Here is a 14,499-nt window from a genome sequence, read left to right as displayed (position 1 = left end):
CTATATCGAGAACATGTTACGCTGCATAAAGCGCTTTGAAACCCGTACTACGTAAGCCAATCAGACATTCCACTTCTGTGTTGCACTGACTTAAAAGGGAATAACCATTTCTACATCAATGCGCCTTGAATTGAAAAGCCTGAGAGGCTCTGAAATGACCAGATATTTAATGAGATTGGTATAATTATGCTGAACTATCGGCCGCTGCTCTTTATTTTGGGTATTTTTCTGTCGACCCTGACAGTCTTTATGTTTATCCCCTTGGTCTTTGCACTGATCTACAATGAAGAAACCGTGGGCGCTTTCATGATCTCCTCACTAGTGACAGGTACTGTTGCGAGTGCTTGCATGCACCAAGGACGGGGCCGCAATCTCAACCTCAATATCCGCGATATGTTCCTGTTAACCAGTTTAACTTGGTTAATAGTCAGCTTTTTCGCCGCCATGCCATTTACGCTTTACCACGGTATAAACTATACCGATGCCTTCTTTGAGACAATGTCAGGGATCACCACTACAGGTTCTACGGTTTTATCTGGCTTAGATAACATGGATCACAGCATCTTGATCTGGCGTTCCTTGTTGCAGTGGTTAGGCGGAATAGGTTTCATCGTGATGGCAGTAGCCGTACTCCCCTTCCTAAACGTCGGTGGTATGCGATTATTCAGAACCGAATCCTCCGACTGGAGTGACAAGGCTATCCCCCGCACTCAAGATATGGCCAAGAATCTTTTCTACATCTATATACTACTCACAGTGTTGTGTGGCTTTGCCTACCATGTGGCTGGTATGACTTGGTTTCAGGCGATCAATCATGCCATGACCACACTTTCCACTGGCGGCTACTCCACTTCCGACAGCTCGATGGCAGCCTTCTCTGATAATGCCCATTGGGTCGGCATAGTCTTTATGGCCGCCGGCGGCTTACCTTTGCTGATGTTCGTCAACTGTATTCAGCAAAGATCGCTCTGGGTATGGAACGATGCTCAAGTTAAAGGTTTTCTGTTATTTATCTCCACAGTCTCTGCTGGACTCGCCTTCTGGCTCTGGACTGGCCATGAAATGTCCCCACTCGATGCCATTCGCCTCGCGAGTTTTAATGTCATCTCGGTTGTCACCACCACAGGTTATGGTTTAACTGACTATACCGCCTGGGGCGCACTGGCTAATGTCGCGTTTCTGTTTTTAATGTTTGCTGGCAGCTGCTCAGGCTCAACATCAGGTGGCATCAAAATTTTCCGCTTCCAGATAGCGGGTGCCATCATGCGAGAGCAACTTAAGCAGCAGTTCCATCCCAACGGAATATTTAAAGAAAGATATAATAATCGTCCTATTGGCGATGATATTGTTCGCTCTCTGGTGACCTTTATCTTGCTCTTTATGCTCGTTATCGTCGTGCTATCAGTAATACTCGTCATGACGGGGCTAGACCCAACCACAAGTTTTACCGGTGCAATCACTGCAGTGACCAACGTAGGCCCAGGGCTTGGCGATACTATTGGGCCAGCTGGAAATTTCTCTAGCTTACCCGATGTGGCTAAGTGGGCATTAGCGATTGGTATGCTACTCGGTCGCCTAGAAATACTTACAGTTGCTGTGTTGTTTCACCCCGGATTCTGGAAGTATTAGCGGAAATGCTAATCGAAGTATTTGGATCGATGTTTGAGCTACTTGCCTGATAGCAAGCTTCAAATATCTTTTTAGGTTAGGTTCATTTGGCAGGTTTGGTATTTGGTTACTATTTGATAAGCATAACTTTGTTGTTATCTATAGCCTGCGGCTCGCTGAAAATGTAAACACTTCTGTGACACGCTGTGGATATGTCCCTATACGCTCTGCGGTTTCATCCCTGAAACCGAAGGTCACAGCCGCGTTCACACATGGGTATTTGCTTCTTCGATTTCAGTGATGAAGATAGACAAACCCGATAGAAGTTGGCTACAAGCTCTTTATTATTAGGCGAACTTGGCACTTGTTTAGCTCACAGATTCAGGCTTGTTCTCTTGAAGTATGTACATGCGTTTAACGTCTCGGTATTGGCCGTTGATGAAGATCTCTTTGACTAGGTGCCCCTCTTCAATGAAGCCGCACTTTTGATAAAGGTGAATCGCACGTTCATTTTCTATTGCCACATGCAGATAGACTTTATGCAGGTTCAAGATAGTAAATGCATAGTTGAGGGCCTTGTTGATCAAAGTTCGTGCGTACCCTTTGCCCTGAAACTCTGGCGAAATAATAATTTGAAATTCAGCACTACGGTGAATGTTATTAATCTCGACAAGCTCTACTAATCCAATGATCTGCTTATCACTGTCTTCAGCAATAAATCGACGTTCTGTTTTATCATGGATATGCTTGCCGTATAACGCCTCTAACTCATCAAATGATTCGTAGGGCTCTTCGAACCAATAAGCCATGATAGTTCGATTATTATTTAACTGATGGATAAACCTTAAATCCGTTCTCTCTAAAGCACGGAGTCTAATTTCACTACTCATAAAACACCTTACCCTTTAAAATTTACTAAATGAACAACACTAAAAAATGACTATCAACCCAATGGTTAATAGTCACTATTATTTAAGACAGAGTCTGAGTCGGATTGTTGTTCGATACAGAATTACAAAGCAATTATATGAGCAGTAGATAACGTTCTCTCAATGAATTTTTGATCATAATCCATTAAAAATGCTACTAACGAGAAAAAGACCAGAGAGTAAGACGAAGAGAATAGACTATCGAAAGCTAACAAACTTCGTGAGAAGAAATCAGTTATAACCTCAGTCTAGATTTACTTCGAAGAGGTAAATAACTGAGTGTAGTTGCGGCTGCGGACTTCGGCTTCAAGGACGAAGCCGCAGAGCGTATAGGGATATATTCACAGCGTGCCGCAGAAGTGTCTGCACATACCCTGCTGGAGGCAATAAAAAGCAATGTAGGTTCGACCTTCAAATACACAAACCCAATATCAAACTCAGCTAGAAGCTTAAATTCGAACTAAGAAAATGTAATTAGCCTTCATTCGAAGGCTGTTAAATCACTTTGCTAGACTAACTAGGTGATCCGCATAGACTTTAACATCATCCCAGTCGGTGTAGTCGATCACCGACTTAGGGTCTGTTGGTCCATCAGTCATCTTCATGATCATCTGAATCGCGAGTCTATCCCACCAGCGCCATGAGGGGTAATCTACCTTACCGGCAATGACTTTGACGTCTTTTGGCTTCCAAGGGGAAAGTTCAATAAACTTCTGTAGGTATTTGTTGTTTTCGGGGACACGCTTCTCTGGATTGCGAGCAACGACATTCACGCTATAGAAACTATTAGGTATATTATTTAAAGCTGCTTGATGTTCAGTAGTAAAAGCGAATACCGATTTATCATAACTGCCGTAAAGCACACAGGCTCCAAGGGCGACACAATCATATTGTGACCAATCCACACCATTTTTGACAGCTTCACTGATATGCATCACAGCACACTTATTGCCACCGCGTTCAATATGCTCAGCAACCGCACGGCTAATCCTGGCAGTGTGTCCACCTCTAGAGTAATAAAGTACCAATACAGACTTCATCAATATACCTATTAAAAACCTATTTTCAGCGCTCATTGTTACAGCAAGTCAGTTTACAAACATAAGTTTTGATCACAAATTAGCGCTAGCTCATATAAATAGAAGTCAAAATTGAGATCTAAAGCTTGATTAGTATCATTGCCTTAACTCAGCGGCTCAATTAGAATTAACTAATCCAAGAGTAGAAGTGAACACCTCATGCAAAAAGATATTGATGTAGATGCTATGGTTACCAATGCAGAAAACGCGGCTAAGTGGCTAAAGGCGATTGCCAACTCAAATCGATTAATGATCCTATGCCTGCTACTTGATAATGAGTTGAGTGTCACTCAACTTAATGAGACAGTTCCACTCAGCCAGTCAGCTCTTTCACAGCACCTTGCCGTGCTCAGAACCCAAGATCTTGTTTCGACACGTAAGAGCTCTCAAATAGTGTATTACTCGCTTAAGAATGAGCAAGTCACAGAAATCATCTCTATTATGCATAAGCAATTTTGTGCTAAATGATATAAACAAACAAAAGCCTGCTACATGCAGGCTTTTAGTTTAGTCAGTGCCCTTATCTATCAGCAAAGGCCTTGGCAAATTCTTCGACTTGCTGCCAATCAGTGAATTCATAAGTCCCAGACATGTCCATTGACGACCCCTTGGTCATCCACTGCTTAAGTCTGAACGAGTAAACTATCTATCAGCAAAAGCCTTGGAAAACTCTTCGACTTGCTGCCAATCTGTGAACTCATAGGTGCCAGACGTGTCCATTAACGACTCCTTGGTCATCCACGATCTCTTAGCACCTAACCATTATCTATCAGCAAAAGCCTTGGCAAACTCTTCGACTTGCTGCCAATCAGTGAACTCATAAGTCCCAGACGTGTCCATTGACGACCCCTTGGTCATCCACTGCTTAAGTCTGAAAGAGTAAACTATCTATCAGCAAAAGCTTTAGCGAACTCTTCGACTTGCTGCCAATCAGTGAACTCATAGGTGCCTGATGTGTCAGTAGGCCCCTTAGTCATCCACATAATAAAACGGATCATTGTCTTATCGAAGAAGCGATACTTAGGGTAATCGATCTTCCCGGCAAATACGCCTAACTGTTGTGGCTTCCATAAAGACAGAGCCAAAAACTTCTTCATATAGGGATTAGTTTCTGGAGTGTTCTTCTCTGGTTTTCTCGCGACAACGTTAACGGTAAAGAAGGCATTCTTCTTGGTATTTAATACGGCTTGATGGCGATTGATATATTGATACAGCTCAGGTCTGTGCTTACCATAACGAATGCTCGCACCAATCAATATTTTATCAAAAGATGACAAATTTAAACCTTGAGCTTGCTCCAGAGATACCAAAGTTACACTATCGCCAGCAGCTTCATTTACCCCTTTGACAAGCTCACAAATGGCTTTAGTTTGTCCATCGACAGTAGAGTATATAATTAACGTATTGTTCATCAGTTGTCCTGAATAATGAAGGTAAAAACCAAGCGGCCACTAAAGGCACTGTTCAATAAAATCTAGCCGTCAATACTATAAGCTAAAGGGGTAATTCAGCCTTAGTTTCTCCAAAATGTTGGTGTAAACAAAACCAAAAGCGTAAATACCTCAAGACGGCCAAACAACATAGCTAACAAGAGTATCCATTTAGAACCATCGTTAATGCTGGCATAGTTACTAGCAACTTCACCCAGACCAGGCCCTAAGTTATTCAAGCAAGCCGCTGTAGCACTGAAGGCGGTAATATTATCCATCCCCATAGCCATCAATGCCAACATGCAGATAACAAAAACAAGGGCATAAGCGGAGAAAAATCCCCAAACAGCATCGATAACACGATCGGGCAAGGCTTTATTTCCGATCCGAATCGAGAACATCCCCCTAGGGTGTACCAGACGCTTTAACTCACGGGAGCCCTGCTTGAGTAACAAGATCATTCGTATGACCTTGATACCACCCGCAGTCGAGCCTCCACAGCCACCAATAAAGCTGGAGAAGATAAGCAGCATAGGTAGGAACAAGGGCCACATATGGAAACTTTCGGTGCCAAACCCTGCCGTTGTCGAAATAGACACCGCCTGAAACAATGCGTAATCAAAAGTCTCTTCAGGTGAGTCATAAATACCTGAGTGGTAAAGCGTAGCGAAGCAGATAGCCGTTAGCGTCAACTGCACAATAATCAACGCCTTAAACTCAGCGTCCTTAAAGTAAACCCTGAGGTTAAGACCGCGCCGAGTGAATGCCGCAAAATGTAGGCTAAAGTTAAGTGCGGCGATCAACAGAAAGACCACACAGACCATATTAATTGCCGTGCTATCGAAATGGCCGATACTGGCATCATAGGTAGAGAAGCCGCCAATGGCGATTGTAGAGAAAGAGTGACAGATAGCATCGAATACATTCATTCCTGCAACCCAGTAAGAGAAAGCGCAGGCGACAGTCAATAAAAAGTAGATATACCATAAAGCCTTAGCTGTCTCGGCTATCCTAGGAGTCATCTTACTGTCCTTCACCGGCCCAGGCATCTCAGCACGATACAACTGCATCCCCCCAATGCCCAATACGGGCAAGATAGCCACCGCCAAAACAATGATCCCCATACCGCCAAGCCATTGCAGTAGGTGACGGTAGAAGAGTATGGCCTTGGGAAGTGAATCTAAGCCAACGATTACAGTTGCACCTGTGGTAGTTAAGGCGGAAAAAGACTCAAAAAAACTATCGGTAATAGACAGGTCTGGCTGACTGGTAAATATAAAGGGCACAGCACCTATAGATCCCAGCACTCCCCAAAACAAGACCACGAGGAGGAAACCTTCACGGGTACGGAGATCTTTTTTATGCCTTCGATTGGGGTACCAGAGCATGAAGCCAAGAAATAGACTTAAAACAAACGCCTGAATAAATGCAGTACCGCCTCCATCCTTATAGATCACCGCCACCAAAGCTGGCGGAAGTAGGGATAGAGAAAACAAGCCCATTAGCAAACCTGTTATTCTTATAATTGTTCTATATTGCATCTAGGCCTATCTATTCATCCATTAGCGAGACTTACTCTCAATTCTGAGGGTAAGTCAAAACGCACAATTTGTTATTTTCGCACATTTCGATAACCCATCACAGAGACAAATCACCTTGGCCAATTACCAATATATTCTCTAGCCTCAAACAAGATCACAACTCGAAGTTGGCTTTGAGTTTTCCCTGGCTCATTGTAGCCAAATCAGTATTGATTGATTGCTGATTTCGTTTAGGCAGTTCAAAGGTCACTCGAATTTTATCCGTAAATACTTTATCAGAAACTACAGCATCATATTTTTTCAGCAGGAATTCCACATCTTGAAGCTGAGCATAATCACATTGAAGCAATCCAGGATAGCGTATCTGCTTAAGCTGAGTTTCGAGTTGAGTTAACCCTTGCTTAATACCCGAACTATATGCGCGAACTAAGCCTCCGACACCAAGTTTAGTGCCACCAAAATAACGTACCACGACAGCACCAATCTCTCCAATATTCGCCCCCTGCAGCATAGCCAACATTGGTCGGCCGGCACTTCCAGCTGGCTCGCCATCGTCACTCGAGCCAATGGCAATACTGTTACCCGGCTCCGCACTAACAAAAGCATAGCAATAATGGCTAGCACCTGGATATTCCCGCCTTACGTTAGTAAGCACACACTTCAGGTGTTCTTGAGATGGGCAATGGAAAATAAAGGAGATAAAACGACTATGTTTTATCTCCTCTTCAATCACTAAATCCGCTGATGGAATTTGATAACTATCAATCAATACGAGTCACTCTTGTTCAAGGCCAGAAAGTCTTTCATGTTTGTTAAGTAGCCAAAAACACTCTGAATTGACCATTCTTTTATACCTAGTTAGTATCACTGATTGTGCCAAGTAAAATTGCCACGCAGTGGCCTAAATAGCAATGCGCAGCAGTGATATTAGTCTAAGCCACAATCCCGGGTCATATTTTCATTTCTATCGGCATGAACAATAACATTATCTTCAATTCTTATACCGCCAAATGGACGCAGCAGATCTATGGTATCCCAATTAATCTGAGCCTGACGCTTATCCTGCTTTAACTCATTAAGCAGAGAGTCGATGATGTAAATGCCTGGCTCTATGGTCAGCACTTGATTCACGGCTAAGGTACGAGTGCAACGCAGGAAGGGATGCGCATCAGGTGCAGCAATATGAGTGCCGCGCTCATCATGAAGATAGCCCCCCATATCGTGGACTTGTAACCCAAGCATATGGCCTAAACCATGGGGGAAAAATACGCTGGTGATCCCTTGCTCAATTAGACCTTCAGCACCACCTGTCGCAATGTTGAAATCCAACATGATCTGCGCAATTTTTCTGTGAGTCTCAATATGTAAATCTACATACTTAACGCCCGGTTTCATCAAATCGATAAGCTCGAGTTGCGCTTTATCCATCGCCTCAATCAGAGCACTAAAGATATTTTTCTCGAACGCATAGGTACGAGTAATATCCGATGCATAACCAGCAAAATTAGCGCCAGCATCGATAAGAAAAGATCTTCTTGGATGAGGAGTTGCATGTTCGAGTTTAGTGTAATGTAGAATCGATGCGTTCCGATTTAACGCTACGATATTGCCATAGGGAACTTCATTCTCCCCTTGGTTTGTCGCAATCAAATATGCTTGCTGTATCTCAAATTCACTTCCACCGTTATAAAAAGCATTTTTGGCAGCAATATGTCCATGTACAGCAATGTCATTAGAGCGTCGCATACACTCAAGCTCGTATTGAGTCTTGGTCGTTCTGTGGTAATGCAGGTAGCTCATCACCGCATCTGGGTTTCTGGTCTTAAAGCCAAGCACTTCGGCAACATCCAAATGCTCACCAACATAAGCCCAATTGCCGATATCTTTTGGTAGTAACTCGGCGACTTTATCGGCCTTAGTGAGCAATTTAATGTCTATATGCTCACTCCAGAAACTATCAGGAAAGTCAGCAACTTTATGCCAAAAATCTACTGGACGATAGAAGATCAATTGCGGTTTATCCCGGCCATTAACCAGTAACCAACAGTGAGGGTTATCTAAAACAGGCAACCAAGCTTTAAAGTGTGGGTTGACCTTAAATGGATAATCCATATCATCTAAAAACTGTCGATGCGGTTGACCAGAGTGAATAACAAGACCAGATAGACTCTCGCGAGAAACAACGTCTGCCACACGGCGATTCAATTCGGTGATATGTGCAAGATAATGACTAGCGAGCTTATCCATGGCTACATCCTATTATTAGCTATTCTTATTTACTTAAAAACCTATTAAGCATCTGAAAACAGTCTAACATAAAGCTGAAAAAACCCTCTACCAAAGCAGGAATCAAACAAGTGTTTAAATTGGGTGTTGTAATTTGATTGATTTCATCGCACACTGAGAAGCAACTGGTCAGATGATGACCTAAGGCGAGAGAGTAAATTACCCTAACTATAATAATCCAGACGGGTATCACGCAAAAGGAAGCAAGCAATGATCTACCAAAGTCCTACGATTCAGGTTGAGTTACTTGAAGACAATATCGCTCGGCTCTGCTTTAACGCACCGGGTTCAGTCAACAAGCTAGATAGAGAAACAATTGATTCTCTCAATGCTGCACTCGATGCAATCAAACAAAATTCAGACATTCAAGGTTTAGTCCTATCCTCTGGTAAAAGTGCTTTCATCGTTGGCGCAGATATTACTGAGTTCCTTGGCCTTTTCGCTCAAGATGACAGCGTACTGTTACCTTGGATAGCTGAAGCGAATGTTGTTTTTAACAAGATTGAAGATCTGCCGTTCCCCACTATCTCGGCCATCAATGGCTTTGCACTAGGCGGCGGTTTCGAAACTGTGCTTGCAACCGATTTCCGTATTGCTGATACCAGTGCACGCGTCGGTCTTCCTGAATCTAAGCTTGGCTTAGTGCCTGGCTTTGGTGGCACGGTTCGCCTTCCACGTCTTATCGGTACAGATAATGCTCTCGAGTGGATCACTGGCGGTAAAGATCAGCGTCCAGATGCAGCACTTAAAGTCGGCGCTATCGACGCTATCGTCGCACCAGAAAATTTACAAGCTTCTGCGATTCAGATGCTCAAGGATGCCATCGTAGAAAAGCTCGATTGGCAGACTCGCCGTGCTCGCAAGCAGGCACCACTGACACTACCTAAGCTAGAAGCTATGATGTCATTCGCTACGGCGAAAGGCATGGTCTTCAAGATAGCAGGCAAGCATTACCCAGCACCTATGACAGCCATCAGCGTCATAGAGCAAGCCGCTAACCTCAGTAGAGATGAAGCACTTAAGATAGAACATCAAGCTTTTGTTAAGCTAGCCAAGACAGATGTGGCTCAGGCATTGATCGGTATATTCCTTAATGACCAGTTAGTCAAAGGCAAGGCTAAGAAGGCCGCTAAACTGGCTAAGAAAGTTGACACTGCAGCCGTTCTTGGTGCAGGCATCATGGGTGGCGGCATCGCCTACCAGAGTGCCAGCAAGGGCACGCCTATCGTCATGAAGGATATCGCACAGCCGGCTCTAGAGTTAGGCCTTGGTGAAGCATCTAAGCTTCTTGCTGCACAGATTAAACGTGGCCGCTCAACACCTGAGAAGATGGCTAAGGTGCTTAACAACATCACAGCGACTCTAGACTACACTCCAGTTAAAGATGTCGATGTTGTCGTCGAAGCCGTTGTCGAACATCCTAAGGTCAAGTCTATGGTACTGGCCGAAGTTGAGCAGCATGTTGCCGACGACGCCATCATCACCTCTAATACATCGACTATCTCGATCAACCTACTGGCTAAAGCCCTTAAGAAACCTGAACGTTTCTGTGGCATGCACTTCTTCAACCCGGTACATAAGATGCCACTGGTTGAAATTATTCGTGGTGAGAACAGCTCAGAAGAGACTATCGCGACTGTCGTTGCTTACGCTAGCAAGATGGGCAAAACCCCTATCGTAGTCAATGACTGCCCTGGCTTCTTTGTTAACCGCGTGCTGTTCCCTTACTTCGCAGGCTTTAGCGGGCTGCTTGCAGATGGCGCTGATTTCGCCGCTATCGATAAAGTGATGGAGAAGCAGTTCGGTTGGCCTATGGGCCCCGCATACTTGCTTGATGTTGTCGGTCTAGATACTGGCCATCACGCACAAGCAGTTATGGCTGAAGGTTTCCCTGATCGCATGGCGAAAGAAGGCAAAGATGCTATCGATATCATGTTCGATGCAGAGCGCTTCGGTCAGAAGAATAGCAAAGGTTTCTATACTTACTCGGTCGACCGTCGTGGTAAGCCAAAGAAAGATGTCGATGCAGTGAGCTATGAACTGCTAGGTGCCGAATTCGGTGAGCTTAAGCAATTCGAATCAGATGAGATCATCGCCCGCACTATGATCCCTATGATCATCGAAACCGTGCGCTGTCTCGAGGAAGGCATAATCGCTTCACCTGCTGAAGCCGATATGGGTCTGGTTTACGGTCTAGGTTTCCCACCATTCCGAGGTGGTGTATTCCGTTACATAGATACCATGGGCGTAGCAAACTTCGTTGCGCTTGCCGATAAATATGCTCACTTAGGTGGCCTATATCAAGTAACAGATGCCATGCGTGAACTTGCCGCAAATAATGGCAGCTACTACCAGTCTAAATAAGTGGGAAGGAATAAAACAATGAAACAAGCAGTTATCGTAGATTGCATCCGTACTCCCATGGGCCGCTCTAAGGCTGGAGTATTTAGAAATGTACGTGCAGAGACTCTTTCTGCAGAATTAATGAAGGCTCTGGTTGAGCGTAACCCAAAGCTAGATCCTAACACCATTGAAGACGTGATCTGGGGCTGTGTTCAGCAGACTCTGGAACAAGGCTTCAATATCGCACGTAACGCATCACTGCTTGCGGGTCTGCCTAAGCAGATTGGCGGCGTGACCGTAAACCGTTTATGTGGTTCATCTATGGATGCTCTACATCAGGCGGCACGCGCAATTATGACAGGCCAAGGCGATACGTTTATCGTCGGTGGTGTCGAGCACATGGGTCACGTACCTATGAACCATGGCGTCGACTTCCATCCAGGTCTTGCCAGCAATGTCGCTAAGGCATCGGGCATGATGGGTCTTACTGCTGAGATGCTAGGTAAAATGCACGGCATCACACGTGAGCAGCAAGATGAATTTGCAGTACGTTCACATAAACGTGCTCATGCAGCCACAGTCGAAGGTCGCTTCGCCAATGAGATCCACCCGATCGAAGGCCATGATGCCAATGGTGCCTTGATCATGGTTGAGCATGACGAAGTCATTCGTCCTGAAACATCCATGGAGTCGCTATCTGGACTTCGTCCAGCATTCGACCCAGTCAATGGCACAGTCACAGCAGGGACATCTTCAGCTCTGTCTGATGGAGCTTCAGCCATGCTGGTCATGGAAGAAGAGAAAGCCAAGGCTTTAGGCTTACCTATCCGTGCACGCATCCGCTCTATGGCTGTTGCCGGTTGTGATGCGGCAATCATGGGCTATGGTCCAGTACCTGCGACTAAGAAAGCACTGGAGCGCGCTGGTCTAACTGTCGACGATCTTGATGTTATCGAACTCAACGAAGCCTTCGCAGCCCAGTCTCTGCCTTGTGTGAAAGAGTTAGGCCTAATGGATGTTGTCGACGAGAAGATCAACCTCAATGGCGGCGCGATAGCGCTAGGCCACCCATTAGGGTGTTCAGGTACACGTATCTCTACTACGCTTATCAACTTGATGGAAAGTAAAGATGCAAAATATGGTCTGGCGACCATGTGTATCGGCTTAGGCCAAGGTATAGCCACTATCTTTGAAAGGCCTTAGTCTTCTGTAACTAGAAGCATTAAATAAGATATGAAGACCCTAGGGACGAGTTCCTAGGGTCTTTTTTATGTTCCACGTGAAACATCCTCCTCCCCAGCAAACAGATCGACCCTTCCCTTGAACAATGAAGCAAAATCTGGCAAAAATAGTCTTCACACATCTTTATGGAGCCGATTGATGGAACTGGTATTACTCGCAGATAAACCTGACAAAATTCCACAAATTGCTAAGTGGTATAGCGATGAGTGGGGCTACCTTACTTCGGACAAGAATGCCAACGACGATAGCCGCTCGACTCATGCCTTGGAAATCAAGCTAAAAGATTACCTGAGTCGCGACCAGTTACCCCTGATACTTCTAGCTACTGATAAAGATGAAGATGGCGGCACTCGAGTCTTAGCCGCTGCTCAGCTAAGATTTCAAGAGATGACCACCTACCCTGAAACATCACATTGGCTCGGCGGTGTGTATGTAGATAAAGCCCACAGAGGAAAATCTGTGGCAAAAATGCTAATAAATGGCATATTAGATTTGGCAAATAAGCACGGAGTGAGCGAGCTTTATCTACAAACAGAAGATCACTCAGGTGGCCTGTATAAGAAGATGGGCTGGAAAGCCGTCGAGCGAGTGATCTACCACGGAGTCGATGTACTGGTAATGGAGATGAAGGTAAATAACCTATCTTGTGAAGAGCAGCAACAAGCATGACTCCTGCAATCATTACATTAAAGAAAGCTAAGATAGCATTCACCATTCATGAATATCACCATGAACCGAGTTGTGATTCCTATGGCTTAGAGGCAGCAGAAAAATTAGGTTTACAGCTTGAACAGGTATTCAAGACCTTAGTGGTTCAACTGGATGGCAAACAGCTAGCGGTTGCCATTATTCCCGTGGATGCCAAGCTAAGCATGAAGCTGATAGCCAAAGCTGCAAAAGCTAAAAAAGCGGCCATGGCCAATGCCGATGATGTGCAGCGCTCAACAGGATATAAGCTAGGTGGCGTCAGCCCTATTGCACAGAAAAAGCGCCTAATGACATTTATTGATATAAGCGCAGAGAGTCTTAAGCAGATGTATGTCAGTGGTGGTCAGCGAGGGTTGGATATAGAGCTTGCACCAGATCAACTTCAACGGGTAACTAAAGCACAATTCGCTCCGCTTACGAGCTAGCGAGAATCCTAATATCTAACTAAGCCCTAGCCATAGAAAAGCAATCGCTCAACTTGGATTTTTAACTTTGCTAGCGTAGTATTAGTCACTCTTTACAAGCCTATCCTCTGATTTGCAGTAGGTTAGATGGCAAAAATATGGTTGAGGAATTATGAGCGACCGAGTGAGTGATACGATTATCGATGGCATGAACCAGGCCGACCATCATTTAGATGCCATAGGACTCAGATGTCCAGAGCCAGTGATGATGGTTCGTAAATCAGTACGAAAAATGGAAGCTGGTGAAACCCTGCTGATTATCGCAGATGATCCAGCCACTACTCGAGATATCCCCAGCTTCTGTGAGTTTATGGATCATAAGCTGATTTCAAGTAGCACTGATAAGACTCCCTATCAGTATCTAATACAGAAAGGGCTTTAAACACTCTTAATGCCTAATCGAGCTTCAAACAATGGAAGGATTCATTTATGTCTACATTGATAGCCATCGGCTTCAAGCCCATTAAGCAGCAACCTATGACACTCGTTGCTAAGGCGAATGTCACTTGCTCCCATGGTGTCGAACAGGATTTCTTTGGCCGACCAGGTAAACGACAAGTCACCGTCATGTCTAAAGAGCAGTGGGTGACTGTTTGTGGTGAGCTTAATGCACTACTACCTTGGACCACTCGTAGAGCTAACTTACTGGTTGAAGGACTCAGCTTTACTCCCGAGCATGTCGGTAAAATTCTCGAGATAGGTGAACTCAAACTCGAGATCACCGGCGAGACAGATCCATGTAAGAAGATGGAAATTGCTCATGCCGGACTCGAAGCCGCATTAACACCTGATTGGCGCGGTGGTGTCACCTGTCGCGTACTAAATGATGCAGAAATTTTTGAAGGTGATACAGTTCAACTTCGTTAGCA

General features: G+C 44.7%; 14 protein-coding genes. 8 read left to right on the top strand and 6 right to left on the bottom strand.

Going from position 1 to position 14,499, the window contains the following annotated elements:
• The first annotated feature begins 186 nt into the window (after nucleotides 1-186).
• Nucleotides 187-1,629: a TrkH family potassium uptake protein gene (locus FM038_RS00150; RefSeq protein ID WP_142873228.1), complete on the top strand. Its 1,443-nt coding sequence runs from the start codon at nucleotides 187-189 to the stop codon at nucleotides 1,627-1,629.
• Nucleotides 1,630-1,976: 347 nt separating this feature from the next.
• Here the strand turns inward: FM038_RS00150 and speG are convergent, their stop codons facing one another.
• Both speG and hemG (FM038_RS00140) read right to left on the bottom strand, forming a co-directional pair.
• On the bottom strand, nucleotides 1,977-2,498 hold the full coding sequence (gene speG, locus FM038_RS00145; RefSeq protein ID WP_142873229.1) for a spermidine N1-acetyltransferase: 522 nt from the start codon (nucleotides 2,496-2,498) through the stop codon (nucleotides 1,977-1,979).
• A 539-nt stretch (nucleotides 2,499-3,037) separates the two neighbouring features.
• Nucleotides 3,038-3,577 carry a menaquinone-dependent protoporphyrinogen IX dehydrogenase gene (hemG, locus tag FM038_RS00140; protein ID WP_142873230.1) on the bottom strand — a complete coding sequence of 180 codons (540 nt, stop codon included), beginning with the start codon at nucleotides 3,575-3,577 and terminating at the stop codon, nucleotides 3,038-3,040.
• A gap of 198 nt (nucleotides 3,578-3,775) precedes the next feature.
• Between hemG (FM038_RS00140) and FM038_RS00135 the strand changes: the two genes are divergently transcribed.
• Nucleotides 3,776-4,084: an ArsR/SmtB family transcription factor gene (locus FM038_RS00135; RefSeq protein WP_142873231.1), complete on the top strand. Its 309-nt coding sequence runs from the start codon at nucleotides 3,776-3,778 to the stop codon at nucleotides 4,082-4,084.
• A 416-nt stretch (nucleotides 4,085-4,500) separates the two neighbouring features.
• Here FM038_RS00135 and hemG (FM038_RS00115) read toward each other — a convergent pair whose 3' ends face one another.
• The 4 genes from hemG (FM038_RS00115) to pepQ form a co-directional block, all read right to left on the bottom strand.
• Nucleotides 4,501-5,028, bottom strand: a complete 528-nt coding sequence (hemG, locus tag FM038_RS00115) for a menaquinone-dependent protoporphyrinogen IX dehydrogenase (RefSeq protein WP_142873232.1) — start codon at nucleotides 5,026-5,028, stop codon at nucleotides 4,501-4,503.
• A 101-nt stretch (nucleotides 5,029-5,129) separates the two neighbouring features.
• Nucleotides 5,130-6,587 carry a TrkH family potassium uptake protein gene (locus tag FM038_RS00110; protein ID WP_142873233.1) on the bottom strand — a complete coding sequence of 486 codons (1,458 nt, stop codon included), beginning with the start codon at nucleotides 6,585-6,587 and terminating at the stop codon, nucleotides 5,130-5,132.
• A gap of 154 nt (nucleotides 6,588-6,741) precedes the next feature.
• Nucleotides 6,742-7,356 (bottom strand): YigZ family protein, encoded by a 615-nt coding sequence (locus FM038_RS00105; RefSeq protein WP_142873234.1) that lies wholly within the window; start codon nucleotides 7,354-7,356, stop codon nucleotides 6,742-6,744.
• A 158-nt stretch (nucleotides 7,357-7,514) separates the two neighbouring features.
• Complete coding sequence (gene pepQ, locus FM038_RS00100; protein ID WP_142873235.1) at nucleotides 7,515-8,834, bottom strand: Xaa-Pro dipeptidase; 1,320 nt, start codon at nucleotides 8,832-8,834, stop codon at nucleotides 7,515-7,517.
• Nucleotides 8,835-9,083: 249 nt separating this feature from the next.
• Between pepQ and fadB the strand changes: the two genes are divergently transcribed.
• The 6 genes from fadB to FM038_RS00070 all read left to right on the top strand — a co-directional run bounded on the left by fadB (nucleotide 9,084) and on the right by FM038_RS00070 (nucleotide 14,497).
• Complete coding sequence (gene fadB, locus FM038_RS00095) at nucleotides 9,084-11,237, top strand: fatty acid oxidation complex subunit alpha FadB (RefSeq protein ID WP_142873236.1); 2,154 nt, start codon at nucleotides 9,084-9,086, stop codon at nucleotides 11,235-11,237.
• Between the two features lie 18 nt (nucleotides 11,238-11,255).
• Nucleotides 11,256-12,419, top strand: coding sequence for an acetyl-CoA C-acyltransferase FadA (gene fadA / locus FM038_RS00090; RefSeq protein WP_142873237.1), 1,164 nt, complete (start codon nucleotides 11,256-11,258; stop codon nucleotides 12,417-12,419).
• Nucleotides 12,420-12,596: 177 nt separating this feature from the next.
• Nucleotides 12,597-13,127 (top strand): GNAT family N-acetyltransferase, encoded by a 531-nt coding sequence (locus FM038_RS00085; protein ID WP_142873238.1) that lies wholly within the window; start codon nucleotides 12,597-12,599, stop codon nucleotides 13,125-13,127.
• Nucleotides 13,124-13,591 (top strand): Cys-tRNA(Pro) deacylase, encoded by a 468-nt coding sequence (gene ybaK / locus FM038_RS00080; protein WP_142873239.1) that lies wholly within the window; start codon nucleotides 13,124-13,126, stop codon nucleotides 13,589-13,591. Before FM038_RS00085 ends, ybaK begins: the two co-directional genes overlap by 4 nt.
• Before the next feature lie 187 nt (nucleotides 13,592-13,778).
• The gene (gene tusA / locus FM038_RS00075) at nucleotides 13,779-14,012 is read left to right on the top strand and encodes a sulfurtransferase TusA (protein WP_013049333.1); all 234 of its coding nucleotides are present in this window, start codon (nucleotides 13,779-13,781) and stop codon (nucleotides 14,010-14,012) included.
• A 47-nt stretch (nucleotides 14,013-14,059) separates the two neighbouring features.
• Nucleotides 14,060-14,497: an MOSC domain-containing protein gene (locus FM038_RS00070; RefSeq protein WP_142873240.1), complete on the top strand. Its 438-nt coding sequence runs from the start codon at nucleotides 14,060-14,062 to the stop codon at nucleotides 14,495-14,497.
• Nucleotides 14,498-14,499: the final 2 nt, after the last annotated feature.

Source organism: Shewanella eurypsychrophilus (genome assembly GCF_007004545.3).
GTDB lineage: Bacteria > Pseudomonadota > Gammaproteobacteria > Enterobacterales > Shewanellaceae > Shewanella > Shewanella eurypsychrophilus.
The sequence above is the reverse complement of the archived record's forward strand: the minus strand, read 5'-3'. Positions and strand labels throughout refer to the sequence as shown.

Excerpts from the sequence above, each read along its gene's own strand:
- FM038_RS00085 (WP_142873238.1), top strand. The coding sequence starts at position 12,597 with ATGGAACTGGTATTACTCGCAGATAAACCTGACAAAATTCCACAAATT.
- hemG (WP_142873230.1), bottom strand. The coding sequence starts at position 3,577 with ATGAAGTCTGTATTGGTACTTTATTACTCTAGAGGTGGACACACTGCC.
- FM038_RS00110 (WP_142873233.1), bottom strand. The coding sequence starts at position 6,587 with ATGCAATATAGAACAATTATAAGAATAACAGGTTTGCTAATGGGCTTG.
- hemG (WP_142873232.1), bottom strand. The coding sequence starts at position 5,028 with ATGAACAATACGTTAATTATATACTCTACTGTCGATGGACAAACTAAA.
- fadA (WP_142873237.1), top strand. The coding sequence starts at position 11,256 with ATGAAACAAGCAGTTATCGTAGATTGCATCCGTACTCCCATGGGCCGC.
- pepQ (WP_142873235.1), bottom strand. The coding sequence starts at position 8,834 with ATGGATAAGCTCGCTAGTCATTATCTTGCACATATCACCGAATTGAAT.
- FM038_RS00135 (WP_142873231.1), top strand. The coding sequence starts at position 3,776 with ATGCAAAAAGATATTGATGTAGATGCTATGGTTACCAATGCAGAAAAC.
- ybaK (WP_142873239.1), top strand. The coding sequence starts at position 13,124 with ATGACTCCTGCAATCATTACATTAAAGAAAGCTAAGATAGCATTCACC.
- fadB (WP_142873236.1), top strand. The coding sequence starts at position 9,084 with ATGATCTACCAAAGTCCTACGATTCAGGTTGAGTTACTTGAAGACAAT.
- FM038_RS00070 (WP_142873240.1), top strand. The coding sequence starts at position 14,060 with ATGTCTACATTGATAGCCATCGGCTTCAAGCCCATTAAGCAGCAACCT.
- speG (WP_142873229.1), bottom strand. The coding sequence starts at position 2,498 with ATGAGTAGTGAAATTAGACTCCGTGCTTTAGAGAGAACGGATTTAAGG.
- tusA (WP_013049333.1), top strand. The coding sequence starts at position 13,779 with ATGAACCAGGCCGACCATCATTTAGATGCCATAGGACTCAGATGTCCA.
- FM038_RS00150 (WP_142873228.1), top strand. The coding sequence starts at position 187 with ATGCTGAACTATCGGCCGCTGCTCTTTATTTTGGGTATTTTTCTGTCG.